This is a genomic window from Rhodanobacter thiooxydans, assembly GCF_030291135.1.
Lineage (GTDB): Bacteria > Pseudomonadota > Gammaproteobacteria > Xanthomonadales > Rhodanobacteraceae > Rhodanobacter > Rhodanobacter thiooxydans_A.
In genome coordinates this window covers 2,198,465-2,221,779 of record NZ_CP127409.1, presented here as the reverse complement: position 1 = coordinate 2,221,779, position 23,315 = coordinate 2,198,465, and the positions used below count along the sequence as shown (strand labels likewise).

The 23,315-nt window shown below is 68.1% G+C and carries 25 protein-coding genes; 14 read left to right on the top strand and 11 right to left on the bottom strand.

Annotation, left to right across the window (positions count from 1 at the left end; all coding sequences use genetic code 11):
- Positions 1-124 precede the first annotated feature (124 nt).
- Genes QQA13_RS10185 through QQA13_RS10175 form a run of 3 tightly spaced genes read left to right on the top strand, consistent with a single transcriptional unit; the run spans position 125 to position 2,975 of the window.
- The gene (locus QQA13_RS10185) at positions 125-847 is read left to right on the top strand and encodes an ABC transporter ATP-binding protein (protein ID WP_108472533.1); all 723 of its coding nucleotides are present in this window, start codon (positions 125-127) and stop codon (positions 845-847) included.
- On the top strand, positions 847-1,785 hold the full coding sequence (locus tag QQA13_RS10180) for an efflux RND transporter periplasmic adaptor subunit (protein ID WP_108472534.1): 939 nt from the start codon (positions 847-849) through the stop codon (positions 1,783-1,785). The genes QQA13_RS10185 and QQA13_RS10180 overlap by 1 nt, the downstream gene beginning before the upstream one ends.
- Positions 1,785-2,975, top strand: coding sequence for an ABC transporter permease (locus QQA13_RS10175; RefSeq protein WP_108472535.1), 1,191 nt, complete (start codon positions 1,785-1,787; stop codon positions 2,973-2,975). The genes QQA13_RS10180 and QQA13_RS10175 overlap by 1 nt, the downstream gene beginning before the upstream one ends.
- A gap of 48 nt (positions 2,976-3,023) precedes the next feature.
- Here QQA13_RS10175 and QQA13_RS10170 read toward each other — a convergent pair whose 3' ends face one another.
- From QQA13_RS10170 to QQA13_RS10160, 3 genes are all read right to left on the bottom strand, one after another.
- Positions 3,024-3,386, bottom strand: coding sequence for a hypothetical protein (locus tag QQA13_RS10170; RefSeq protein WP_108472536.1), 363 nt, complete (start codon positions 3,384-3,386; stop codon positions 3,024-3,026).
- Positions 3,383-3,919, bottom strand: a complete 537-nt coding sequence (locus QQA13_RS16180) for a polymer-forming cytoskeletal protein (protein ID WP_108472537.1) — start codon at positions 3,917-3,919, stop codon at positions 3,383-3,385. Before QQA13_RS16180 ends, QQA13_RS10170 begins: the two co-directional genes overlap by 4 nt.
- A 211-nt stretch (positions 3,920-4,130) precedes the next feature.
- Positions 4,131-5,084 (bottom strand): hypothetical protein, encoded by a 954-nt coding sequence (locus QQA13_RS10160; protein WP_159082212.1) that lies wholly within the window; start codon positions 5,082-5,084, stop codon positions 4,131-4,133.
- A gap of 282 nt (positions 5,085-5,366) precedes the next feature.
- Between QQA13_RS10160 and QQA13_RS10155 the strand changes: the two genes are divergently transcribed.
- On the top strand, positions 5,367-5,753 hold the full coding sequence (locus QQA13_RS10155) for a hypothetical protein (RefSeq protein WP_108472539.1): 387 nt from the start codon (positions 5,367-5,369) through the stop codon (positions 5,751-5,753).
- Between the two features lie 81 nt (positions 5,754-5,834).
- On the opposite strand, the gene QQA13_RS10150 is transcribed toward QQA13_RS10155, so the two are convergent.
- From QQA13_RS10150 to QQA13_RS10135, 4 genes are all read right to left on the bottom strand, one after another.
- A complete protein-coding gene (locus QQA13_RS10150) occupies positions 5,835-6,209 on the bottom strand; it encodes a hypothetical protein (RefSeq protein WP_234411369.1) in 375 nt (124 codons plus the stop codon).
- Positions 6,210-6,504: 295 nt separating this feature from the next.
- Entirely contained in the window at positions 6,505-8,277 is a 1,773-nt protein-coding gene (locus tag QQA13_RS10145; RefSeq protein WP_108472541.1) for a GGDEF domain-containing protein, read from the bottom strand.
- Between the two features lie 11 nt (positions 8,278-8,288).
- A complete protein-coding gene (locus tag QQA13_RS10140; RefSeq protein ID WP_108472542.1) occupies positions 8,289-8,582 on the bottom strand; it encodes a hypothetical protein in 294 nt (97 codons plus the stop codon).
- Between the two features lie 68 nt (positions 8,583-8,650).
- On the bottom strand, positions 8,651-9,409 hold the full coding sequence (locus QQA13_RS10135; RefSeq protein ID WP_234411370.1) for an SAM-dependent methyltransferase: 759 nt from the start codon (positions 9,407-9,409) through the stop codon (positions 8,651-8,653).
- Between the two features lie 185 nt (positions 9,410-9,594).
- Between QQA13_RS10135 and QQA13_RS10130 the strand changes: the two genes are divergently transcribed.
- Positions 9,595-11,562, top strand: coding sequence for a M61 family metallopeptidase (locus QQA13_RS10130; RefSeq protein ID WP_108472543.1), 1,968 nt, complete (start codon positions 9,595-9,597; stop codon positions 11,560-11,562).
- Between the two features lie 51 nt (positions 11,563-11,613).
- On the opposite strand, the gene QQA13_RS10125 is transcribed toward QQA13_RS10130, so the two are convergent.
- The gene (locus QQA13_RS10125) at positions 11,614-12,456 is read right to left on the bottom strand and encodes a class I SAM-dependent methyltransferase (RefSeq protein ID WP_108472647.1); all 843 of its coding nucleotides are present in this window, start codon (positions 12,454-12,456) and stop codon (positions 11,614-11,616) included.
- Between the two features lie 211 nt (positions 12,457-12,667).
- Between QQA13_RS10125 and QQA13_RS10120 the strand changes: the two genes are divergently transcribed.
- The 7 genes from QQA13_RS10120 (at position 12,668) to QQA13_RS10090 (ending at position 18,389) form a co-directional block, all read left to right on the top strand.
- Positions 12,668-13,237: an NADPH-dependent FMN reductase gene (locus QQA13_RS10120; protein WP_108472544.1), complete on the top strand. Its 570-nt coding sequence runs from the start codon at positions 12,668-12,670 to the stop codon at positions 13,235-13,237.
- A gap of 34 nt (positions 13,238-13,271) precedes the next feature.
- Entirely contained in the window at positions 13,272-13,937 is a 666-nt protein-coding gene (locus QQA13_RS10115) for a glutathione S-transferase family protein (RefSeq protein WP_234411371.1), read from the top strand.
- A gap of 169 nt (positions 13,938-14,106) precedes the next feature.
- Positions 14,107-15,477 (top strand): FAD-containing oxidoreductase, encoded by a 1,371-nt coding sequence (locus tag QQA13_RS10110; RefSeq protein WP_108472545.1) that lies wholly within the window; start codon positions 14,107-14,109, stop codon positions 15,475-15,477.
- A gap of 123 nt (positions 15,478-15,600) precedes the next feature.
- Complete coding sequence (locus QQA13_RS10105; RefSeq protein ID WP_108472546.1) at positions 15,601-15,948, top strand: YciI family protein; 348 nt, start codon at positions 15,601-15,603, stop codon at positions 15,946-15,948.
- 1 nt (position 15,949) lies between these two features.
- Positions 15,950-17,200 (top strand): RNA polymerase sigma factor, encoded by a 1,251-nt coding sequence (locus QQA13_RS10100; protein ID WP_108472547.1) that lies wholly within the window; start codon positions 15,950-15,952, stop codon positions 17,198-17,200.
- Positions 17,201-17,324: 124 nt separating this feature from the next.
- The gene (locus QQA13_RS10095) at positions 17,325-17,900 is read left to right on the top strand and encodes a peroxiredoxin family protein (RefSeq protein ID WP_108472548.1); all 576 of its coding nucleotides are present in this window, start codon (positions 17,325-17,327) and stop codon (positions 17,898-17,900) included.
- A 123-nt stretch (positions 17,901-18,023) separates the two neighbouring features.
- Complete coding sequence (locus tag QQA13_RS10090) at positions 18,024-18,389, top strand: YciI family protein (RefSeq protein ID WP_108472549.1); 366 nt, start codon at positions 18,024-18,026, stop codon at positions 18,387-18,389.
- Positions 18,390-18,422: 33 nt separating this feature from the next.
- Here QQA13_RS10090 and QQA13_RS10085 read toward each other — a convergent pair whose 3' ends face one another.
- From QQA13_RS10085 to QQA13_RS10075, 3 genes are all read right to left on the bottom strand, one after another.
- Positions 18,423-19,079 (bottom strand): DUF899 family protein, encoded by a 657-nt coding sequence (locus QQA13_RS10085; RefSeq protein WP_108472649.1) that lies wholly within the window; start codon positions 19,077-19,079, stop codon positions 18,423-18,425.
- Positions 19,080-19,240: 161 nt separating this feature from the next.
- Positions 19,241-20,485, bottom strand: coding sequence for an MFS transporter (locus tag QQA13_RS10080; protein ID WP_108472550.1), 1,245 nt, complete (start codon positions 20,483-20,485; stop codon positions 19,241-19,243).
- 40 nt (positions 20,486-20,525) lie between these two features.
- Positions 20,526-20,924, bottom strand: a complete 399-nt coding sequence (locus tag QQA13_RS10075; RefSeq protein WP_108472551.1) for a DUF3224 domain-containing protein — start codon at positions 20,922-20,924, stop codon at positions 20,526-20,528.
- Positions 20,925-21,115: 191 nt separating this feature from the next.
- On the opposite strand from QQA13_RS10075, the gene QQA13_RS10070 reads away from it, so the two are divergent.
- A complete protein-coding gene (locus QQA13_RS10070) occupies positions 21,116-21,922 on the top strand; it encodes a helix-turn-helix domain-containing protein (RefSeq protein WP_108472552.1) in 807 nt (268 codons plus the stop codon).
- A gap of 141 nt (positions 21,923-22,063) precedes the next feature.
- Positions 22,064-23,218 carry a GGDEF domain-containing protein gene (locus QQA13_RS10065; RefSeq protein ID WP_108472650.1) on the top strand — a complete coding sequence of 385 codons (1,155 nt, stop codon included), beginning with the start codon at positions 22,064-22,066 and terminating at the stop codon, positions 23,216-23,218.
- The last annotated feature ends 97 nt before the right edge of the window (positions 23,219-23,315 follow it).

Here is a 23,315-nt window from a genome sequence, read left to right as displayed (position 1 = left end):
TCGGCGTGCTGGAGAGTCGCCGGCCGCGGTGGCTGCGCGAGATTTCTTGCGCGGCCCATGACTTCCGCGTTCATGGTCGAGGGCTACAATCCGGCCTTGATACTCCTGAAGGCGGCGGCCATCGATGACAGGCGCAGACCAGCAACCCGCCGTGCGCTGCCGCGGTCTGACCAAGCACTACGGTTCGGGCAACGAGCGCGTGGATGCGCTGCGCGGCGTCGATCTCGAGGTGCGCAGCGGGGAATTGCTGATGCTGGTGGGGCCGTCGGGTTGCGGCAAGACCACGCTGATCTCGATCATCACCACGATCCTCGACCAGGATGGCGGTAGCTGCGCGGTACTGGGCCGCGACATCGGCCGCATGACGGAGGACGAGCGCACGCGTTTTCGCGGCAAGTCCGTCGGTTTCGTCTTCCAGGCCTTCAACCTGCTGCCTGCGCTCACGGCGCTGGAGAACGTGTCGGTGCCGCTGCTGGTGTCCGGCGTGGCGCGGGAGGTGGCTGAGCAGCGTGCCAGGTCCGTGCTTGAGGAAGTCGGGCTGGGGGCGCGCGCCGATGCGCTGCCGCGCAAGCTCAGCGGCGGCCAGCAGCAGCGCGTCGCCATCGGGCGCGCGCTGGTGCACGATCCGAAACTGGTGGTGTGCGACGAGCCGACCAGCAACCTGGATGCGAAGACGGGGCACGAGATGATGGACATCCTGCGCGGCGTGGCCCGTGCGCCCGACCGGGCGCTCATCGTGGTCACGCACGACAACCGCACCTTCGATTACGCCGACCGCATGGCGCGCATGGAGGACGGGCGCATCGTCGAGGTCGGCGAGGGCGGGCGGCAGGGAGGGGCGACGTGATGGCGTCCTTCGAGAAACGGATCTACCTGCTGGTCGGCCTGGCGCTGATCGGCGTGGTCATCGCCGTGGCGGTGGTATTGCGCTCCGGCGAATCGTCGGTGACGACGACCTCGCCGGCACCGGTCGAGCAGGTGCCGTTCGCCGATTACGTGGTGGGCACCGGCATCACCGAAACCGGGCTGGGTAACGTGTCGGTCGGCACCGCCGTGGCGGGCGTGGTCAGCGCGATCGATGTGCGGCCGGGCGACGAGGTCGAGGCGGGCGCGCCACTCTTCAGCATCGACGACCGCGACCTGCAGGCGCGCCTCGGCGTGGCGAAGGCCAATGTCCGGCTGTCCCGGGCGGCGCTGGCCAAGCCCGCGCACCGGCTGGATTACCTCAGCCACCTGCGGCAGCTCGACAAGGCCGCGCTCAGCGTCGAGGCGCTGACCAACGCGAAGGACGACATGGAGGCGGCCGCCTCCGCGGTGGACACGGCTGCGGCGACCGAGCAGCAGATCGAGGTCGACATCGCCCGCGCGGTGGTGCATGCCCCCGTTGCCGGGCGCGTGCTGCAGGTCAACCTGCGGGTGGGTGAGTTTGCGCCGGCAGGCGAGGTGACCAAGCCACTGGTGCTGATCGGCCAGGACCAGCGCATGTACCTGCGCGTGAACATCGACGAGAACGACGCGTGGCGCGTGCGCCCGCGCACCCATGCGCGCGCGTTCGTGCGCGGCAACCCCCGCCTGTCCATCCCGCTGCGCTTCGAGTACATCGAGCCGTACATCACGCCCAAGACCTCGCTGACCGGGTTGAGCACGGAGCGCACCGACGTGCGCGTGCTGCAGGTGATCTACAGCTTCGAGCGCGGCACGCTGCCGGTGTATCTCGGCCAGCAGATGGACGCCTTCATCGAGGTGCCGCCCGCGCCGGGCCAGCCGGCGGGCGGAAAGCGCTGATGTTCCGCATCGCGCTGAAGATGCTGGCGGCGGATCGTGCAAAGTTCATCGGGCTGCTGTTCGGCATCGCCTTCACTTCCTTCCTGGTTACCTTCGCCGCCTCGTATTTCTGCGGCTTCATGACCAACGGCTTCGCGCTGATCTCCGAGAATGGCGCCACCGACGTGTGGGTGATGGACCCGGCGGTGGAGTCGGTGGAGCAGACCATCAACATGCCGGCCTCCGCGCTGGACCGGGTGCGCAGCGTCGAGGGCGTCAGCCGCGCGGTGCCGCTGGCGCTGGGCAACGCAGACGTGCGTTTTCCCAACGGACAGTTCCAGACCTTCCAGGTGATCGGCGTGGACGACGCCTCGCTGGCCGGCGCGCCAGCAGTGCCCGGGCACAAGCCGGAGGAGCTGCGCGCGCGCGATGCAGTGATCGTCGACGCCGGCGGCACCAGCGGCAAGCTGGAGACGCCGGCGCTGGCGCGGGACCAGTGGCCGCACGACGGCGCGCACCTGGATGCGCCGACGCGCGAGCTGCGCGGCGGCGACGAGCTGCTGGTCAATGAGCACCTGGTGCGCGTGCTGGGCCAGTCCTCGACCGTGCCGCGCTACCCGGCGCGGCCGCTGGTCTACACCACGCTGTCCAACGCGCTGCGCATCCTGCCGGTGGAGCCGCACACACTGACCTTCGTGATGGTGCGGACCGTGCCGGGTACCTCGCCGAGCGAGGTGGCCACGCGCATCGAGCAGCGCACCGGCTTGCGCGCGCGCACCACGGCGGATTTCAAGTCCGACACGGTGCGCTGGTTCCTGGTCAACTCCGAGGACGTCGGCGACATCGCGGCGATGCTCACGCTGGCGATGACCATGGGTTTCGGCGTCACCGGCGTCATGCTCTACATGTTCACCTACGAGCACCAGAGCCAGTACGCCGTGCTCAAGGCGCTGGGCACGCCGTCGGGAACGCTGACCGCGATGGTGCTGGCGCAGGCCGCGATGTGCGCCCTGCTGGGCACCGGCATGGGCTTGGGGCTGTGCGGCATCGCCGGCGAGGTCGTGCTGCGGCTGGGCTTCCCGTTCCGGATGATGTGGTTCACCCCGCTGGCGGGGCTGCTCGGCGTCGTGCTGGTGAGCGTGGCGGCCGCGCTGATCAGCGTGCGGCCGGTGGTGAAGCTGCAGCCAGCGGTGGTGTTTGCCGGGAGGTGAGCCGAAGGCGTGCGCCGCGCCGGCGGAAGTGGCTCCGGACTGTCTTGATCAGTGCCATGTGCGCTTGCCACCCGCAGCCGCCGGGTTCATCTCGACGCTCAGGGTGAAGGTGCGTTGTTCGTCCGGCTTCATGGCGCCGACGCCCACCAGCTTGCGCGCGATCTCCTCGCCGCGTTCGTTGCGGATGGTCAATACCATCGAGTATTCCCACGCACCGCTGTCGACCGGGTTGCGGAAGCTGCCTTCCACGCGCAGTGGTATGGACGCCGGCGTGGTGACCGCGCCGGTTGAATCGCTGAAGCGCAGCTTGTGGCGGCACGCGGGACACACTTCCGCACTTTCCAGGATCGTCTCGCGGCAGTGCGGACAGGTGCGGGTCGCCCCGGCCGTGCCCGAGGGTGCGGTGGTCACGAAGTTGTGCCGTTGCCCGGGTTGGCCTTGTGGGCGCTGTGGCCATCCCTGACCTCATCCCAGCCGAACTCGACCTGACCGCGCATGCGCGAACCGGCTGCCACGCTCAGCGATCCGGCCTTCAGGTCGCCGGTCAGCGCACCGGTTTGCAGCAGTTCCACATGCACCGCGGATTCGATGTTGCCGATCAGTTCGCCCGCGATGGTCACCTTCTCGGCGCGCATGCTGCCGGTCACCTTGGCATTGGGCTCGATGGTGACGTCGCCGCGCACATTGACGTCACCCTTGAAGCTGCCAGCGATGCGCACATGGCCCGCACCTTCGATCTTGCCCTCGATGGTGATGTCGGGCGCGATCAGGGATTCGGTCACGGCCTTGCCCGGCGCGGGCGTGGGACGAAATGCGGGCTGCACCGGCTTTTCCGCTTCTGGCCTGATCTCCGGCTTGTGCTCCGGAGTGCCGAGGTGCGCCAGCTCCGCCGCTTCGGGCGTTGAGGTGGCGGCGGTCTTGACGGGTTCTTTCCACAGGGCCATGGGGGACTCCACTTTGGTCAGAAGGAGGTCGAGGGTACCCCTCAAGCGACCGCGATGGGAACAGGCGCAAACCGGGAAGGTTCAGGTTGCGCTGGCCCGCCCCACCAGATCCACCAGCCCGGGTTGCGCCGGGTCCGGCAAGTCGCTGCAGGTTGGGCACAAATGGCGAAGGCGGCCGTGGCCGCCTTCGCATTGAAGCGGATGACGACGATCAGGCGGCGATCGCCGCATCCATGTCGGTCACGACGTCGTCGCCACACACATCACGCCACAGGTGATACATCACCCCGAACATCATCGAGAACAGCGCCAGGAGCAGGGCGATATAAAGCGGAACGATCACCACGAGCACCAGCCACGGGCTGATGAGTTTGGCGAGCAGGGCGAGCAGGGCGCCCGCGATCATCAGGGCAATGATCACGACGATCCAGGCAAGGAGGGCGCTCAGTGCAAACACGAGCAGCGGCAGCAGGTTCTTCAGCGCGCCGACCATGCCGTCGCCGATCGCGCCGAACACGTTGCGGCCGCGCAACGCGACCTGGCCAAGGCTGATTGCATAGAAGCCCATCATGAAAAGACCGACCAGCATCAACAGCGCCATGGTGATCCCGAAGCCATCGGGCAACGCCGTCGGCGGCGGCTGGTGGCTGGCCTGCGCCGCCAGTACTTGCGCGTACCAGCTGGCGACCCCGCGGCCAGTCGCTGCGATGACGACGCCGAGCAAGGCAACGTAGACCACGATCATCGCCAGCCCGTAGCCGATCAGGCGCAAGGCCTCGCCTTGTCGATAAGGCCTGAAGATGTCGAGTGCGCGGGCCGGCAGCCCGCGCTCGGCCGCGTCGACCACCTGCAGATAGCCCGCGTAGAGCGGCACGACCAGCAGGGCGAACAACAGGGAACCCGCCATGATCCAGCCGAAAGTGGCCGGGCTCGGCTGCACGCCCGCCAGCTGCATGCGGAATTGCATCGGCAGCGTGATCAGCGCCGGCAGGAAGGCCGCCAGCAACAGGAAGGCTGCTCCACCGAGCAGTGGCTTCGGGTGGCGGTAGCCCACGTTGATGCCGCGCATCAGCCAGCCAAAGCCGGCCAGCGGCCCCCTGGATCGTGTCGTCATGGTGTCACTCCCCTGATGATCGGCGCTCCCCGCGCCGTGAATGCCGAGCATAGCGGGTGGGGGAAGCCGACAGAACCGGTGCCGGAAAGGGAAGCTGACGGAGTCAGCGTGAGGTGGCCTCTTTTCCAGGCATCTTTCCCGGCCCCATGCCACGATGGATGAAGGCTGCCAGCCGTGCCCGATGCAACTGCCGCGCAGCCCGCGGCGCCGGGCGCGCGCGGTGGCGCGGTTTGTGGCTACCGGGCCAGGCCGCCGGGCGGGAGTTCTGCTATGTTGGCTGCGGGGAACGCGTTTGCCTATCCATTCGCATCTATCCGGCGGGAGGTCAGCCCCATGGGCCACGACAAGTCACGCTCGAGCGTTTCAGTCGGCGCCGTCGACTGGAGTGACCCGAACCTGGACGCACTGCTGCAGAAAGTCGACGGCTGGAAGCTCGACAACCGCAGTGGCCAGCCGTTGCAGGAAGTGCAGATCCAAGTCAGCTCCGGATGGACGGCCAATTCGGTCGTCAGCAAGCCGGCGCAGCTGATTTCGATGGATGAGCAGACCATGGTGCTGGTGACCCGGTTTCCGGTTGCGCAAGGCGATCACGTGCGCGTGGATAGCCAGCATGTGGAAGGCATGCGCAGCGTGTGGGGCTGGATCGTCGAGGGACGCGAGGGTTACCGAGTCGAGGATCGCGAGCACGGCCTGTTCCTGAACAAGTTGCGCATCGGCTGAAGGCAGGGCGGCACGCGCCGTGCGCGCTCACGGGCGGTACCCGGTCCCGGTCTGGCGCCATCGCGCGAGCAGCGCCAGCGGTCAGCACTCGTGCAGCCAGTAGATGCTCACGCCGTTGCTGCAGTCTTCCGCACGCCTGCCGGCGCGGCCTTCGACCAGCACCCCCCATACGCTGCGCATGCCGTCACCGTAGAAGCGGTCCACGCGTACGTATTCACCGGTGGGAATCGGGAAGCCGGCTTCCAGCACCATGACCTTGTCGCGCTTCCATACCAGCACTGCCGTCCGCCCGCCGCCCGCGCTCCAGCCGATCTGCACCTGTACTTCTTCCCGCGGGAAGTTCTCGCGGTTGTCCAGGTCCCAGTCCTCGATCTTGCTCAGCAGCTTCTGCAACTGGGGATCGCTCCAGTCGACGCGGTTGCTTGCACGGGTGGGGTTGCTGCGGTCGACCATCATTGCGGCCATCCGCCGGGGCGGGCACCGCTGGCGTGGCGGGATCCGCCACGTTCGCCCGGGTGCCGGCAATGCGCGCCCGGCGCGTCGGGTCGTGGCCGGCGGCCCCCGTTTCCCGCAGGTGGCGTCGTTGCGCTAGAGGGCATCTGGGCGTGGCGTGGCATCGATGGGTCCTTCAGGTTTGCTACGGTCATCGGCACGGCGCCGGTTTCCTGAAGGGGTGCGGGGTCGGAACGTGAGTGCCCCGCCTGGTGGCAGGCTTTCACGCACGTCGATGCCGCTGTTCCGGCGCGGGGTTTCAGGCTTCGGTCAGGTTGCCGGCGTCGGCGATGACCCGGTTGCGTCCGGCGCGCTTGGCGCGGTACAGCGCGACGTCTGCCTCCTTGCACAGCCGTTGCAGCCCGTAGCCGGAGCTGTCGGTGGAGGCCAGGCCGACGCTGGCGGAAATCGCTATGTGCTGCCCGTCTTTCTCGATCGGCGTCGTGCCGATCGCGATCCGGATGCGCTCGGCGATGTCCAGGCCCTGGTCGCGGGAGCACTCGTGCAGCAGGATGCCGAACTCCTCGCCGCCCAGCCGGCCGAACAGGTCGCTGGGGCGCAGGTGCTGCTGGCAGATCGCCACGGCCCGCTTCAGCACGGCATCGCCCATGGCGTGGCCATGGGTGTCGTTGACCTGCTTGAAGTGGTCCAGGTCGATGGAGATCAGGCAGGCGTGGCCGAGTTTCTTCTCCAGCAGGCGCAAGAAGCGATCGGCCTCGCTGATGAAGTGCTGGTGGTTCAGGATGCCGGTGAGTCCGTCGCGGCGCGACAACCGCATGAAGCGAAGCTGCGATCGCTTGAGCCGGTACAGCCACAGCACGATGGCGGCCAGCAGGGCGATCAGCAGCGCGATGTAGAGCCGGCTGGTCTCCGCCGCCTTGGTGTCCAGTGCCTGCTGCAGCTTGAGGACGCTGTTCTGCCTGCCGAGCTCTTCGGTTTCCAGCTTGCGGGTCAGGACTTGCTGCTGGACCGTTTGATAGGCCAATGCCTGTGCGGTGGCATCATCGAGCGAGCCCTTGTCCTGGGCGACATAGTGTTCGTAGTAGGCAAGCGCGGCGGCTGTGTTGCCGTGCCGCTTCGCAACCTGGTAGAGCACTTCATACGCATCTTTGAGGTAGTCGTTGACATCGTTCGGGCCGGCCATGGCCAAGGCGGCGAGCGCCGCCTTCCGGGCGTCATCATCTTTACCCAGCTGTGCGTACGCCTGGGCTCGTTGCACCTGCGCGGACAGCGTGTGCGGGTAGTAATGATTGATCCGGATGTCGGGTGCTATCCGGTCGAGCAGGGCCAATGTCTTGACTGGCTGGTGTTCTTCCAGGTGGAGCGTGCCGAGGATGAGCTGCATGGTTGTCGCCATGATCGGCTGTCCAGCTGCTTCGCATGTCTTGACGGCCTGCTCCAGCTCCGGGCTGGAAGAGGTCAGCCGCTTGGCACTCCAGAGCGCGGCAACCAGTCTGGAGCGCGGGTTGCACAAGGTCATGCCGGGGGGGACAGCGTTTTCCATCAGGTGGGCGTACTTGATCGCCAGATCCGTCTGCCCAGCCAGGTTCAACATCTGGGACAGGTAGCTGAGGACCTGGAAGCGGACTGCCTTGTCCTGGATCCTGGGCAGGTCGATCGTGAGCTGCTGGGCCAGCTGGAAGGCGTCTTTATAACGGCGACTGACGGCCAGGTTGTTCATCAGCAGCGCCGACGCCTTGGTGGCAAGTGTCGGATCGCCTGAATGACCGATCACATCGCGTAGCGGCTGCTCCGCAGCGGCGTAGTTGCCCTCAAGCGAAGACTCGAGCGCGTCGAGATAGCGCAGGCGCCATTGCTCGGCCGTGGTCAGTGCGGGTGACTCGCGATGGATCTGCGCCAGCCGTTCGGCGAACTGCCGGTGGTCCTTGATGCGCAGCTCCTCGGTCTGGTCGAGGAAGGCGCTTGCGTCGGTGATCCTGGGAGGGGCGGCGTGGCCTGCATGCATCAGGCCGCAGAGAAACAGGGCCGCCAAGGTGGCCCCCATTCCCCTGCCTTGCAAGCCGATGGGCATGGAGTGTGGAATTATTGTCTGCGTGGCTTGCGGTGGTCGGGTTCGGGCGGATGGTGCGGCTTGTCGTCACCGTCGTGATCCGGCTCGTCTTCCTCATGCCCTGGTGCATTGGTGATCTGCGGTGCTTTATTCGGCTGGTGCCCGAATTCCTTGAACAGAAGCGAGCTATCGCCGGCGGCAACGGCGGCCCGGAGAGCCCCGGACGCCATTGCCTGTTCGAGCACGGGCGCAAGCTCGTCGGCGGAGGCGTGGCGCAGTGCGGCGTTCTGGCCGATGGTTTCCAGAAGTTCGATCGTGTCCGACATGTTTTCCCCCTGTTTCCCTTGGTCCCCAAGCATCCGTTGTGCGAGTGCTGCCGATCACCGTTGACGTGTCAGGTGGTCGCGGTTTCCCTGTCCAGCGCCGCCAGCCGCTCGCGCATGGCCTGATTCTGCTTCAACGGCACGGCGGGCGGTAGCACTACCGTTTCCTCGGCAGTCAGTTCGGCGCCGGGCAGGTCGCGCAGCGCCATACGGCAGACCCGCGGCTGCTGGATCGGCAAGGTGGCGCCGCGATAGACGATCACCTCGTGGTCGAGCGGGTAGTCCACGCTCAGCACGTCCACCAGCGCCTGCCGGTAGGCCGGCCCGGTGGAAAAGCGCTTCAGCGACAGATCGCCCACCAGTCCGACCTGCCACAGCACCAGATAGCCCGTGGGGTCGATGCGCCGCTCGTAGAACAGCAATTGGCTGGCCTCGAAGTGTTGGCAACCGTAGCGACCCGGATCGATGCCCAGGTCGGCGTAGAGGCAATCCTCGGCGGAAATGCCCGGCTCCATGTGCGCCGTGAAGCCTTCCGCGCGGGCCGCCTCGATGGCCTTGTGCGGCGACCAGGCGAAGATGCCAGGATGGCCGTAGAACACGCCGCAGACGTGTTTGCCGGCACGCACCTCGGTCATCATCAGCTCGACCCACTGCCGGTAGGTAGCCATCCGTGACTTGCCCTCGGCGTAGTAGGGCTGGAGGCTGCGCACATCCGGATGCATGCGCTGCAGCCACAATTCCACGATGCCGTCGGACAGCGCCGCGAACACCACGTCGGCCTGTTCGATGTGGCTGCGTGCCAGTGGTGTGAGATGGGAGCCCAGGGTCATGCCCATGCCAACGCAGGCCAGGCTGCCGCGTGGCGCGCCGCTGGGTGATGGGGGCGTGGGTATTGCCATCGGCGGATAGTAGGGCAATTTTTCAGGGCCCGGGGTGGGCGGAGATGGCGGCACCCCGGCCGGCGCCGGTGATGCTAAGTTGTGCGAATCCCTTGGTCTGCCTGCTGGAGTCCCCCATGTCCGTTGCTTTTTTCGCCGGGTTGCCGGTTCGTACGCGATGCACTGCGGCGCGCATGTTGCTGGCCGTATCGCTTGCGTTCGCGACCGGTGCCGCTTGCGCACAGGCACTGCCAGGCGCCAGCGTGCCGCCGCCGCAGGACGTGCCGTATCCCGGCACGATCGCCATCCATGTCGACGCCAGCGACACCGCGCAAGGCATCTTCCGCGTGCACGAGACGATCCCGGTGCAAACCGGTGCGATGACCCTGCTATACCCGCAATGGATTCCCGGCGACCACTCGCCGACCGGCCCGATCGCCATGCTTGCCGGACTCACGCTCAGCGCCGGCGGCAAGCCGCTGGCGTGGAAGCGCGACGAGTACAACGTGTACGCGTTCCATCTCGACGTACCCGCGGGGGTTGCCAGCATCGACGTGGAGTTCCAGTACCTGTCGCCCCGCGACGGCGGGTTCGAGATCACCGACCGCATGATGGACATGGAATGGAGCAAGGTGGCGCTGTATCCGGCCGGCCATTTCACGCGCGGCATCACCTTCGCGCCCAGCCTGACGCTGCCGCACGGCTGGCAGCTCGGCAGTGCGCTTGAACGTGCTGATCAAACCCGGGCCTCGCAGTCGGGCGATACCGTCACCTTCAAGCCGGTGACGTTCAACAACCTGGTCGATTCACCGGTCTATGCCGGCCAGTACTTCAAGCGCGTCGACCTCACGCCGCCCGGCGGGGCGCCGGTGTATATGGACATCGTCGCCGATGCGCCGAAGTACCTGGCCATGACGGCCGAACAGGTAAACGCGCACCGCGCGCTGGCGGTGCAGGCGACAAGACTGTTCGGCTCGCACCATTACGACCACTACGACTTCCTGTTCTCGCTGTCGGACCAGTTGGGCGGCAACGGCACAGAGCACCACCAGTCCAGCGAGGACGGCCTGGGCGCCGACTACTTCACCGCCTGGGACGACAACGCACCCGGCCGCGACCTGCTGGCGCACGAGTACACCCATTCGTGGAACGGCAAGTTCCGTCGTCCGGCCGACCTGTGGACACCCAACTTCAACGTGCCGATGGGCGATTCGCTGCTGTGGGTTTACGAGGGGCAGACGCAGTATTGGGGCTTCGTGCTGACCGCGCGCGCCGGCCTGTGGACGCCCGAACAGTTCCGTGACGCGCTGGCGATGGTGGCGGCCAACTACGACCGCAACCGCGAAGGCTTCCAGTGGCGCACGCTGGAGGACACCACCAACGACCCGACCGCCGCGCGCCGCTCGGGGCTGCCGTATCGCAGCTGGCAGATGAGCGAGGAGTACTACAGCGGCGGGCAGATGATGTGGCTGGAGGTAGATGCCAGGCTGCGTGCGCTGACCCACGATCGCAAGTCGCTGGACGATTTCGCGCGTGCGTTCTTCGGCGTCGACAACGGCAGCTACGTGACGAAAACCTACACCTTTGACGACGTGGTGGCGGCGTTGAATGGCGTGGCGCCGTACGACTGGGCCGGTTTCCTGCATGCGCACGTGGATACGCACAAGCCGCCACTGCTGGACGGCCTCAAGGGCACCGGCTGGAAGCTGGTCTACACCGACCAGCCCAGCGCCTACGAGAAGCAGTACAACAGCCGGCCGCAATCGTCGCGCCACCTGTTCAACTTCGCCTGGTCGATCGGCCTGACCATGGCCAAGGGTGGCCAGATCAACGATGTGCGCTGGGATGGTCCGGCGTTCAAGGCCGGCGTCAGCACCGGCGCCACTCTCGTCGCGGTGAACGGCCAGGACTACAGCGAGGATGTGCTGAAGAGTGCGATTACCGCGGCCCGGACGGACAAGGCGCCAATCAAGCTCCTGCTGAAATACCAGGGCAGCTATCGCACGGTGCCGGTGGATTACCACGACGGCCTGCAGTACCCGCACTTGGTGCGCATCGAGGGCACGCCGGATTACCTCGGCGAGATCATCGCGGCGCGGAAGTAGGCGAGGGCCGGAGCAGGGCGGGACCGCTCCGGCAGCTGTCCGGACGCCGGCTCAGCGCCGCGTTGCCAGGACGCCGTCCAGCGCCAGCTGCGCCTTGAACCCGGCCTTCTCCAGCCGTTTCGCCACCTCGCGCGGCACGTCACGGCCGCTGGTGAGCTTGTTCGGGCTGCCGGTGTAGTGGAACAGCCGGCCGCCCTTGCGCAGCACGCGCGCCAGCTGGTCGTAGAACGCCTGCGCGTACAGCTCGCCGGCGATGCCGAAGCGCGGCGGGTCGTGCAGCAGCGCGTCCACCGAAGCGTCGGCCATTTGCACGATCGCCTGCGACACATCGGCATGGCTGAGTTGCAGGCGGCCGCCGCTGGCGGGTGTCCCGGGATCGGGTGACCACGGGTTGAGCGTGCGCAGCCACAGCACGTCGGCGTTCTTCTCGAATGAGAGGATGCGCGCCACGCCGGCCTCCAGGCAGCAGGCCGCGAAATAGCCCAGGCCGCCGCAGGTATCCAGCACCACCTTGCCGCGCGGCTCGACCAGCGCGACCTTGCGGCGCGCGTCGTCCAGCGGCGACTCCTTCGAGGTGGGCAGCATCTTGATGCCGTCGATCTCGAAGGTAGGCGCGCCCCATTCGGTGGGCACCAGCTTGATCAGCGAGCCGGCATAGCGCGCCACCGGCGCGAACGCGTCGCCGTCCCAGCAATAGATCGTGCGGTCCTTCAGCGCGGATGGATACGGGTAGCGTCGGTCTCGCCACTGCCAGGTGTCCGCCTGCAGCGCGGCATGGCCGTTCGAGACTTCCAGGTCCAGCGAGCCGCTCCATTCACCCGCGCCGGCATCGCGTGCAGCCAGCAACGAGGCGGCGACGGGGTGGGTGAGCAGGGGGCCGGAGTAGTGCGACACGACGTGCAAATCTCCTGGAACGGCGGCAACACGCCGCGATGCGACGAGGAGACGGCATCGTAACCCGGCAGCCCGCCGGCGTGGCGGGCGGGATTTCCTGCGCCGGCCCGGCTTTGCGGGTCGTCGGGCCGCGCCCTTTGCCATGCGGTGCGCAGCGATTTTCGCGCTACCCTTGACGCTCCTGTCGCCGTCGCCGCCTGAGAGGTGGAACATGGCCATTCTGGTGGGGTTTTCCGGCAGCCTGCGCACGGGCTCGTTCAATACCGCGCTGCTGCATGCCGCGGTCGCGGCGATGCCAGCCGGCAGCCGGCTGCAGGTCATGTCGATCGCCGCGTTCCCGCTGTACAACGGCGACGATGAAGCCGCGCACGGCATTCCGGCCGAGGTGACGGCGCTGAAGGAGGCGATCGTCGCGGCCGACGGCCTGCTGATCGCCACGCCCGAATACAACAACAGCATTCCCGGCGTGACCAAGAACGCGCTGGACTGGCTGACCCGGCCGCCGGCCGACATCCCGCGTGTATTCGCCGGCAAGCCGGTGGCGCTGATCGGCGCATCGCCCGGCGGCTTCGGCACCATCCTGTCGCAGAACGCCTGGCTGCCGGTGCTGCGCACGATCGGCGCGGAACTGTGGACTGGTGGCCGCCTGATGGTGTCGCACGCGGGCAGCGTGTTCGATGCCGACGGCGCCATCGCCGATGCGCGCACCAGCGACCAGCTGCGCAAGTTCGTGGAAGGCTTCGTTGCGTTCGCGCACGGCGGCTCGACGGGAAAGGCGTGAAAGCCGCGGTTGATGGAACGCAGGAGGGAGTGTCTTGTCTCGTGAAAATGACATGGCCGGCATGAATCCGGTACCGCGGATCACCGGCCGCAGCAGTTCACATTTCACCCGCCTGGTGCGCGTGTTCGCGCTGGAGCTGGGCGTGGTCTGCGAGTTCGCCCCGGTCTACAACCTGGCGTCGCTGGATGCGCGCGACTACGCGGGCAATCCCGCGCTCAAGCTGCCGGTGCTCACCCTCGGCGGGGCGACGGTGTTCGGTGCCGAGAACATCTGCCGCGTGCTGGCAGAATCCGCGCCGGAGCGCCGGCGCATCGTCTGGCCCGAGGATGTGCGCGAGCTGCAGGCGCGCAATGCGCAGGAACTCGTCTGGCACGCCATGCAGGCCCAGGTGCAGCTCGGCTTCGGCACGCAGGTCGCGCAACTTCCGGCAGACAGCATCTACTTCGCCAAGGCCGCCGCGGGATTGCGCAATGCGCTGCAGTGGCTCGACGAAAGGCTGTTGCCGGTCATCGCCACGCTGCCGCCGCGCGACCTCAGCCTGCTGGAGGCATCGCTGTTCTGCCTGGTCGAGCACCTGGCCTTCCGTGTCACTGTGCCGCTCGCGCCTTATGGCAACCTCGCGGCCTTTGCGCGCGAGTTCGGCGAGCGGGCATCGGCGCGCAACACGGCGTACTGCTTCGACGTGCCGCCCGCTGGCTGAGGGCGCAAGGCCACATTGCTCCCCCCTTGGCAGCGGCTTCACGGAAATTTGTCGGGCCTGTCCGGTTGTTCGCGTTACAACAGCCGCCTTCATGCAGGAGTGACGACATGGTTCTTCATGGCTATGGATTGACGGTGCGCGGTGCGCTGCAGTTCGCGGCTGCAGCGTCGTGAGCCGCCGTTTCGATGCGATCATCGTCGGCGCCGGCCAGGCCGGGCCGCCGCTGGCGGGTAGGTTGACCGGCGCCGGCCGATCGGTGGCCCTGGTCGAGCGCAAGCTGTTCGGTGGCACCTGCGTCAACACCGGCTGCATGCCGACCAAGACCCTGGTTGCCAGCGCGCGTGCCGCGCACATGGCCCGTCGTGCGGCGGATTTCGGCGTGGTGCTGGCGGGCGGCGTGGGCATCGACATGGTCAGGGTGAAGTCGCGCGCCGATACCGTCATCGCGAACGCGCGCCACGGCGTGCGCGCGTGGCTCGATGGCATGGACGGCTGCACGGTGATCGAGGGCCATGCACGGTTCGAGGATGCGCAGACCCTGCGCGTCGGCGAGGAGCGACTCACCGCACCACAGATTTTCCTGAACGTCGGCGCCCGCGCGGCGGTACCGGACATGCCCGGCGTGCATGACATTCCCTATCTCACCAACACCTCGATCCTCGGACTGGACCGCGTGCCGCCCCACCTGCTGATCGTCGGCGGCAGTTACATCGGGCTGGAATACGCGCAGATGTACCGCCGCTTCGGCGCGCGCGTCACCGTGGTGGAAAAGGGGCCGTACCTGATCGGGCACGAGGACGAGGACATCTCGACGACCGTGCGCGGAATCCTGCAAGGCGAGGGCATCGACATCCGCACCGGCGTCGCCGACCTCGCGTTCGAGCGCGCCGGTGATGGGATCCGGGTGACCGCCGATGGCGAGCGGATCGACTGCAGCCACGTGCTGCTGGCGGTGGGGCGTGTGCCCAACACCGGTGACCTCGGCCTGGAGCAGGCCGGCGTGACGACGGACGAACGCGGCTACATCGGCGTCGACGACGAACTGCGCACGAACGTGCCGGGCATCTTGGCGCTGGGCGACTGCAACGGGCGCGGCGCGTTCACGCATACGTCCTACAACGACTTCGAGATCGTCGCGGCGAACCTGCTCGACGGCGAGCACCGTCGCCTCAGCGAGCGGGTCAGCGGCTACGCGTTGTACATCGACCCGCCGCTGGGGCGTGTCGGCATCGGCGAAACCGAGGCGCGCAAGCGCGGCCGCCCGTTCCTGGTCGGCAAGCGGCCGATGAGTCGGGTCGGGCGTGCGGTGGAGAGGGACGAGACGCACGGTTTCATGAAGGTGATCATCGACGCCGGAACGAAGGCTATCCTGGGGGCGGCGATCCTCGGCATCGAGGGCGACGAGGCGATCCACGGCATCATCGACATGATGAGCGTGGGCGCCACCGCCACGCAGCTGCAGCGCACGGTGCCGATCCATCCGACCGTGTCGGAACTGCTCCCCACGCTGATCGCCGAAGCACGCGCCGCGGACGGCTAGGGCGGCAGCCCGGATGCATCGCCATCGCCGTGCGGGATCGACCTTGTCCAAATCGGGGAACCCCGCACGTCATGGGTATGGCGGCGCATGCTGCCCGCCGATCACCTGGAACGGAGAATTACGATGCAATATCTACTGATGCTGTATGCGGAGGAAGGCGGCTGGTCGCGGATGTCGCCGGCCGAGCAGGAACAGGGCATTGCAGCCTACGGGGCCTATACGCAGGCGTTGAAGACGGCGGGCGCGCTGGCCGGGTCGAACCGCCTGCAGGGCACGACGACCGCGACCACCGTGCGCGTGGCGAACGGCAAGTCGCAAGTACTGGACGGCCCCTACGCGGACTCCAAGGAGCAACTGGGCGGCTACTACCTCATCGACGTCGCCGACCTGGATGCCGCACTCGCCTGGGCGGCGCGCTGCCCGGGTGCGAGTCACGGCATTATCGAAGTGCGGCCGGTCTGGAGCATGTAGCTTGGATCGCACCGCGCAGGCGCGCCGTGCGGCGGATGCGGTGGCCCGCCGCAGCTACGGCAAGCTCGTCGCCTTCCTCGCCGCTGCCCTGCATGACGTGGCAGCGGCCGAGGATGCCTTGTCCGAAGCCTTTGCCACGGCCCTGGCGGACTGGCCGCGCAACGGCTGCCCCGCGAATCCGGAAGCCTGGTTGTTGACCGTGGCCAGGCGCAAGGGGATCGACCGGTTCCGGCGCCACCGCCACGGCGAAGCGGCGGCCGTGCAGCTGCGCATCCTCGCCGAGATCGAGGAGAGCGCGGTGGCGGAAGGGGATGACGCCGCCATCCCGGATCGGCGCCTCGCGCTGCTGTTCGCCTGCGCGCATCCGGCCATCGATGCCGGCATCCGCGCGCCGTTGATGCTGCAGGCGGTGCTCGGGCTGGACGCGAAGGCGATCGCCGCGGCCTTCCTCGCCTCGCCCGAGGCAATGGGCAAGCGGCTGGGGCGGGCCAAGCAGAAGATCCGGCAGGCCGGCATTCCCTTTGCCGTGCCTGCGCGCGACGAACTGGCCGGGCGGCTGGACGGGGTGCTGGAAGCCATCTACGCCGCCTTCGCGGAAGGCTGGAGCGATCCCGGCGGCACCGATGCGATCCGTCGCGACCTCACCGCGGAGGCGCTGTTCCTCGCCAGGCTGGTGGCTGGCATGCTGCCGCAGGAGCCGGAGGCGCTGGGCCTGCTGGCCTGCATGCTGCACGCGGAAGCGCGCCGTTCTGCGCGCCGAACGGTGGCGGGCGACTACGTGCCGCTGGCGGAACAGGATGTCGCGCGATGGGACGCGGCGATGATCGACGAGGCCGAGGCGCTGCTGCTGCGCGCCAGCCGGCTGGGCCGTATCGGTCGCTATCAGCTCGAAGCCGCGCTGCAGTCGGCCCATGTCGAGCGTTGCCGCAGCGGGCGCACCGACTGGACGCCTGAGGTCCAGCTCTACGACGCGTTGCTGGCGCTCAGCGACTCGCCGGTGGTTGCGCTCAACCGCGCGCTGGCCATCGCGGAGCTGCAGGGTCCGCAGGCGGCGCTCGGGATCTTGGATGTGCTCGCCGCCGATGGCCGGCTTGTCGATTACCAGCCCTACTGGGCGGCGCGGGCGGCCTTGCTGGCCAGGACGCACGCCTGCCGCGACGCGCGGCACGCCTTCGACATCGCGATCGGTCTTGCCGGCGATCCCGCCGTGCGCCGTTTCCTGCAGGGTCGCCAGGCCGCGCTGCCGGACTGAGCCTGCGGCCGTTCCTCGCCGGCAGGCAGTACGCCGCCGGGGATGTGGGGAGGATGTACGCTGCACGGCTGAAAACGTGTCTGCTGCAGATGACGCGTCCGTACATCGAGGAAGGAGATTTCCGATGACGCCGGAACCGGCCCCCGAGTGGCGCACCAGCGCCTGGCTGAATACCCCCGAGCCGTTGAGCCTCGGCCACTTCCGCGGGCGGGTGGTGCTGCTGCACGCCTTCCAGATGCTTTGTCCCGGCTGCGTGGCGCACGGCATCCCGCAGGCGCAGCGCGTGGCGAAGCTGTTCGAGGGCGCGCCGCTGGCGGTGGTCGGCCTGCATACGGTGTTCGAGCACCATGCGGCGATGGGGCCGGAGTCGCTGCGCGCGTTCCTGTACGAATACCGTGTGGCGTTCCCGGTCGGCATCGACGCGCCTGGCCCGGACGGCGACCCGATCCCGTGCACCATGCGCGCCTATGCCATGCAGGGCACGCCGACCACGATCCTGATCGACGCGCAGGGGCGGCTGCGCCGCCAGGTGTTCGGTGTGTACGACGACCTGCTGCTCGGTGCGGAGATCGGCACGCTGCTGGTCGAGGCGGGACAGCAGCGCCCCGACGCCATGGCCGAGGCGCCAGCGGCGGAACGTTGCGCGGACGGTCGCTGCGATGCGGATGCCGCGGCGATGGAGCGGCACCCGCTTTCGTAGCAGCGCGCAGGCAGCATGTGTCGATCCGGCCCGGACCCGTTCGTCGCCATGACAGGAGAGCGATGGGCGGGCCGGCATGGGGCCGGTCGCGCGGCTGCGCCATGACCTGCGGGAGCGACAACGATGCGATTTCTTTCGATGATCCGGATCAACGAGAACACCGGGCAGCGGCCCAGCCAGCAGCTGATGGACGACATGGGCAAGCTGATGGCGCAGATGATGGCCGACGGCACGTTGCTGGACACCGCAGGGCTGCGGCCGACCGCGGAAGGCACGCGCACACGGTTGTCGCACGGCAAGCTGACGACGACGGACGGCCCGTTCACCGAGACGAAGGAAGTGATCGGCGGCTACGCGCTGCTGCAGGCCGATTCGATGCAGCAGGCGCTGGAGCTGACCCGGCGCTTCCTGCAGGTGCATGGCGACGAGTGGCAGATCGAATGCGAGCTGCGCCAGCTGGACGAGAGCTGCGTTCCACCGCGTCCGTGAATGGTCGGCGGCGGCTGCACGCCGCCGCCAGCATCAGTACTCGAGCTTGGGGTACCAGTCCGTGCCGCGGCCTTCCGGCGTGCAGTCCAGAATGGTCCACAGCGGCATCAGGTCCGGTGCGCCGCGCGGGTCCTGGCCGGGGTCGGCGCTCTCGAAGCCCATCTCGCCACTCCAGAAGTGGCGGATCGTGCCGTCACGGCGGGTGAACACGTTGAAGGCGGCCTGGTCGCCGTCGCCGCCGTCCGGGTCGACGGCGAAGTAGTCACGGCTGTAGGCGCCGTCGGTATCCGAGTACAGCCGCAGATCGCGCCAGCCGCGTTCGTTCTTGAACGCGACGAGGCGCTCGATCGGCGAGCGCGCCACCACGGCCAGCGCCACGCGCTGGCCCACGTCGCGCGCCTCGCCGTCCCACGCGCTCAGCAGCGAAGTGCACATCGGGCAGGGCCGCGCGCGCTGCGGGCCGAACATGTAGCTGTAGACCACGAGGGTCTGCCTGTCGCCGAACAGGCCAGCGAAATCGACCGGCCCGCGTTCGCCCCGGAAGCGGTAGTCGCCGGTCACCTCGCCGCCGGGCGGCAGCGCGCGGCGCAGTTTGGCGACACGCTCGAGGTGCCGGCGCAGCTCGATCTCCTCGGCCAGCAACGCGGTGCGCGCGCGGCGGTAGGCGTCACTTTCGTTGGGGAAGCACATGGGGTTGCGCGCAGCCAGCTCGGCAGCGGGCACCAGGGTGGGGCACGGCTCATCGCGGTTCTCCTGGGCTCGGGATTATCTGGATGACGAACAGGCGCCGGCGAAATCGACATCGACGCGGTGGACGCGTTGCCTGTCGAGCGTGTCGTGCGATGCGCTGTTCAGCCCGGTGCGGGCCGGTTCCGGCGCACCCGCCGCGCCACCGGCACCAGCGCGAGCAGCGCCAAGACTGCGAAACCGGCGCCGGCGAGGAAGGTGGCATGCGAGCCGAACGCATCCCACAACTCGCCGGCCACCACGCTGGCCGCCAGCAGGGTCAGCCCACTCACCAGATTGAACATGCCGTATGCGGTGCCGCGCAGGTCGGCCGGCGCGGCGTCGGCGACCAGCGCGGCCAGCAGGCCCTGGGTCATGCCCATGTGCAGGCCCCACAACACCACGCCCAACGCCAGCCCGGCCAGTCCGCCGACGAGGGCCAGCGCCAGGTCTGCCAGCACCAGCACCAGCACGCCCAGCCCGAGCAACGTGCCGCGGTCGAAGCGATCGGCCAGCACGCCGACCGGGTAGGACGACAGCGCGTACACCACGTTCATTACCACCAGCACCAGCGGGATCAGTACCAGCCCCAGCCCCAGTTCCTGCGCGCGCAGCACCAGGAAGGCCTCGCTGAAGCGGGCCAGGGTGAACACCGCGGCGATCGCCACTACGCCCCAGTACAGCGGCGGCAGCCGGGCCAGCTCGGTGCGCGACAACGGCGAGCGTGCCCGCTTCTTTTCCCCGCTGTCCGGCACGTCGTGCACGCCGAACACCACCAGCGCGAACGCCGCAAAGCCCGGTAGCACCGCGAACCAGAACACCAGCCGGATGTTGTCGGCAGCCAGCCACATCAGCGCGATCGCCAGCGCCGGGCCGAGGAACGCGCCGACCGTGTCCAGCGACTGGCGCAGGCCGAACGAGGCGCCGCGCAGTTCGGCCGGCGCCAGGTCGGCGATCAGCGCATCGCGCGGCGCGCCGCGGATGCCCTTGCCGATGCGGTCCACGAAGCGCGCGGTGACCACCCAGCCGAGCGTGCTCGCCAGCGGAAAGATCGGCTTGGTGAACGCGGCGAGGCCGTAGCCGATCGCCACCAGCAGCTTGCGTCGTCCCAGCCAGTCCGACAGCACGCCGGAGAACACCTTGGTGATCGCCGCGGTGGCTTCGGCGATGCCCTCGATGAAGCCGACCGCGAGTGCCGAGGCGCCGAGCACGCTGACCAGGTATACCGGCAACAGCGCGTGGATCATCTCCGAGGAGGTGTCCATCAGCAGCGAGACCATGCCGAGCGCCCAGATGCCGGCCGGGATCCGCCGCAGCACGGAAGGCGTTTTCGCCGTGGCGCTGCCGGATGCTTCCGTGGGCTGGCTCATCGTGGTGCTTCCCGGGATTTCATGGGGCAGCCCGGGCCATTCAGTGGTCGGGCAGGGTGTAGCTCAGATCGTAACCGTGCTTGCCGTCGACGATGGTGATCGTCATCGCGCCGTCCAGCCCGGCCAGTTCGCCGGTGCCGGACTCGGGCACTACCGTGACGGTCCATTCCCGCGGCGTGCCGCCGACCATCAGCGCGCGGTGCACCAGCACGAAGCTGCCGCTGCGGCCGTGCAGCTTGCCGGTAACTTTTTCCAGCGCCACGTAGGCGCCGGAAGTGGTGCCGTCGCCTGCCGCCAGCATCTCGCCCTGGCTGGTGGCATCGAGGTCGCCATGGAACTGCTTGTCCAGCGACAGGCGGCCGAGACCGGAGGCCCTGGCCTGGGGGTTGTCGGGGGTCTGCGGCTGTATCTTGACGTCGAAGTTGCCGGTGGCGTGCATGGGGACGGGCTCCGTGGGGGTTCGTGCAAGGGCTGCCGCAGGTAGGGAAGCGGCGACGGCGAGCAGGAGCAGCATCGCAACCTTCATGGGAAACTCCTGCGTGGCGTCGCGTGCCGACATGAAAGCACGGCCGGAGCATCGATGATTGTAAAAATGCGACAGGCCGGTGCCATCTGCTGCGGGTGGCGCGCATGAACGAGGGCGTGGGCGAGGCTCGCGGCGTGCTGCGCCATGCGCCGGTGGCGGGCGTGTTCCACCATGCGCGTATCGCGCCGCCGCCCGCGCTGGCTGGCGTATTGCAGCACTACTGGATCGTGCGCTGGGACCTGCAGGGCGGCCCGCCGCAGCTGCGTGAAACGCTGCCGCACCCGAACGTACACCTGGTGTGCGAAGCCGGTGGCAGCCGCATCCACGGCATTCACAGCGGCCGTTTCAGCACCACGCTGAAAGGGTGCGGTGGCGTGTTCGGCGTGAAGTTCCGTCCCGGTGGGTTTCACGGCTTCCTGCGGCAGCCGGTGTCCGCCTTGCGCAACCGCTCGATCCTGTCGCAACAGGTGTTCGGCGACGATGCGGCGCGGCTGGAGGCGATCCTGCACGCGCAGCCGCACGACGAACGGATGGTGGCGCTGGCCAGCGACTTCCTTGCCGCCCGCCTGCCGCCGCCCGATGCGCAGGTGTTGCGCGTGGGCGAAGTGGTGGACGCCATCGCCACGGAGCGCAGCCTCCGTACCCTCGACGACGTGGCCTCGCGCTGGTCCCTGACTCCGCGCACGCTGCAGCGGCTGTTCAACCAGTACGTGGGCATAGGCCCGAAGTGGGTGATCAACCGTTACCGCATGCACGAGGCGCTGCAGCGTGTCGATGCCGGTGACGCAGTGGACTGGTCGCAGCTGGCGCTGGAGCTGGGCTACTTCGACCAGGCGCATTTCATCCGCGACTTCAGGGCGCTGGTGGGGTGTCCGCCGGCGGAATATGCCCGGCGGGGGCGGGCGGGCTGAGGCTGGCGCGGCGTGGTATCGGCCGGCGATGCCGGCGTCCTGCCGTGCTACCTTGCGGGGCGTGGCGGCCCGAAGGTCCCGCGTGCGCATGACGGAAGCGGCACGCCGGCCCTGGCTTTCGGTCCGCATACGGGAATGGGCATGCACTTCGACATCTATACGCTCGGCGTCATCGGCGCGGCCATCGGCATCGCCATCTCGATAAGTTTCACCCTGCTCGGGCTGGTGCTGCGTGGCCTGCCGGCGCTGCGCATCTGGGCCACCGCGTTCTGGGTCATAACCGCCGCCGCGCTCCTCCAGGGCCTGAACGAAAATGGCGGTCTGCTCTCCACGGTGGTGGGCGGCGGCCTGATCGCGCTGGCCAACGCGCTGATGCTGATGGGCATCGCCATCCACCTGCGCTATCCGCTGCGCTGGCGCTGGCCGATGGCGGTGGTGGGCCTGTTCGTCGCCTGCCAGGTCTACGTCTACCTGTGGCCGCCGATGCAGACGGTCTCGGCGCTGATGTTTGGCGGCTACAGCGTGGTGTGGGACGTGTGGATGGTCTGGGTGCTGCTGTGGCGCTCGCCGCGGGACATGCGCAACACCTGCAGTTTCACCGCGCTGATCTTCATCATCGACGCGCTGTTCTACCTGCTGCGTTCGGTGGTGGTGCTGTTTCCGGATCTGTTCGCGCACTCGCGGCTCGACGAACTGCTCACCACCTGGAATTATCTGTTCGGCATCCTGTCCTCGTTCCTGCTGAGCACCGGGTTCACCCTGATGCTGGCCGAGCGGCTGACCCTGGACCTGCGCCGGCTGGCGCGCACCGACGGGCTCACCGGCCTGCTCAATCGCAGCGCGCTGATCGAGGCGGGTGAGCGCCTGGTCGATGCCTGTCGCGCGCGCGGGCAGGCCTGCAGCGTGCTGATGTTCGACCTGGACCACTTCAAGTCGATCAACGACAACTGGGGCCACGCGGCGGGCGACGCGGTACTCAACCATTTCGTCGGGGTGATCCGTGGCATGGGGCTGGCCCGCGAGGCCTTGTTCGCGCGTTATGGCGGCGAGGAGTTCATGCTGGTGTTGCCTGCCATCAAGCCCGCGGCCGCCGGCGCACTTGCCGAGCGCATGCGCGCCGCCGTGGCGGCGGAACCGGCAGTGTTCGATGGCCGCAGCATCGACATCACCACCAGCGTGGGAGGAGCCACGGCCATTGGTGCGGACTTCGAGCAACTGGTCAATGCCGCCGATGTCGCGCTGTATCGGGCCAAGCACCAGGGTCGCAATCAGGTGGCGTGGAATCCGGGGGTGTAGAGAGAGCCGGGGCATGGGCGGGTCAGCTTTCTGTCCCGGGAACGCAAACCCGCCTCTTTATCCCCGACGTGCCTGCACCGACCCGGTAGCCACGGTA

Excerpts from the sequence above, each read along its gene's own strand:
- QQA13_RS10140 (WP_108472542.1), bottom strand. The coding sequence starts at position 8,582 with ATGTCGGACACGATCGAACTTCTGGAAACCATCGGCCAGAACGCCGCA.
- QQA13_RS10145 (WP_108472541.1), bottom strand. The coding sequence starts at position 8,277 with ATGCCCATCGGCTTGCAAGGCAGGGGAATGGGGGCCACCTTGGCGGCC.
- QQA13_RS16180 (WP_108472537.1), bottom strand. The coding sequence starts at position 3,919 with ATGGCCCTGTGGAAAGAACCCGTCAAGACCGCCGCCACCTCAACGCCC.
- QQA13_RS10160 (WP_159082212.1), bottom strand. The coding sequence starts at position 5,084 with ATGCTCGGCATTCACGGCGCGGGGAGCGCCGATCATCAGGGGAGTGAC.
- QQA13_RS10095 (WP_108472548.1), top strand. The coding sequence starts at position 17,325 with ATGACGCCGGAACCGGCCCCCGAGTGGCGCACCAGCGCCTGGCTGAAT.
- QQA13_RS10105 (WP_108472546.1), top strand. The coding sequence starts at position 15,601 with ATGCAATATCTACTGATGCTGTATGCGGAGGAAGGCGGCTGGTCGCGG.
- QQA13_RS10075 (WP_108472551.1), bottom strand. The coding sequence starts at position 20,924 with ATGCACGCCACCGGCAACTTCGACGTCAAGATACAGCCGCAGACCCCC.
- QQA13_RS10130 (WP_108472543.1), top strand. The coding sequence starts at position 9,595 with ATGTCCGTTGCTTTTTTCGCCGGGTTGCCGGTTCGTACGCGATGCACT.
- QQA13_RS10175 (WP_108472535.1), top strand. The coding sequence starts at position 1,785 with ATGTTCCGCATCGCGCTGAAGATGCTGGCGGCGGATCGTGCAAAGTTC.
- QQA13_RS10120 (WP_108472544.1), top strand. The coding sequence starts at position 12,668 with ATGGCCATTCTGGTGGGGTTTTCCGGCAGCCTGCGCACGGGCTCGTTC.
- QQA13_RS10185 (WP_108472533.1), top strand. The coding sequence starts at position 125 with ATGACAGGCGCAGACCAGCAACCCGCCGTGCGCTGCCGCGGTCTGACC.
- QQA13_RS10135 (WP_234411370.1), bottom strand. The coding sequence starts at position 9,409 with ATGACCCTGGGCTCCCATCTCACACCACTGGCACGCAGCCACATCGAA.
- QQA13_RS10180 (WP_108472534.1), top strand. The coding sequence starts at position 847 with ATGGCGTCCTTCGAGAAACGGATCTACCTGCTGGTCGGCCTGGCGCTG.
- QQA13_RS10155 (WP_108472539.1), top strand. The coding sequence starts at position 5,367 with ATGGGCCACGACAAGTCACGCTCGAGCGTTTCAGTCGGCGCCGTCGAC.
- QQA13_RS10070 (WP_108472552.1), top strand. The coding sequence starts at position 21,116 with ATGAACGAGGGCGTGGGCGAGGCTCGCGGCGTGCTGCGCCATGCGCCG.
- QQA13_RS10080 (WP_108472550.1), bottom strand. The coding sequence starts at position 20,485 with ATGAGCCAGCCCACGGAAGCATCCGGCAGCGCCACGGCGAAAACGCCT.
- QQA13_RS10090 (WP_108472549.1), top strand. The coding sequence starts at position 18,024 with ATGCGATTTCTTTCGATGATCCGGATCAACGAGAACACCGGGCAGCGG.
- QQA13_RS10085 (WP_108472649.1), bottom strand. The coding sequence starts at position 19,079 with ATGTGCTTCCCCAACGAAAGTGACGCCTACCGCCGCGCGCGCACCGCG.
- QQA13_RS10065 (WP_108472650.1), top strand. The coding sequence starts at position 22,064 with ATGCACTTCGACATCTATACGCTCGGCGTCATCGGCGCGGCCATCGGC.
- QQA13_RS10150 (WP_234411369.1), bottom strand. The coding sequence starts at position 6,209 with ATGATGGTCGACCGCAGCAACCCCACCCGTGCAAGCAACCGCGTCGAC.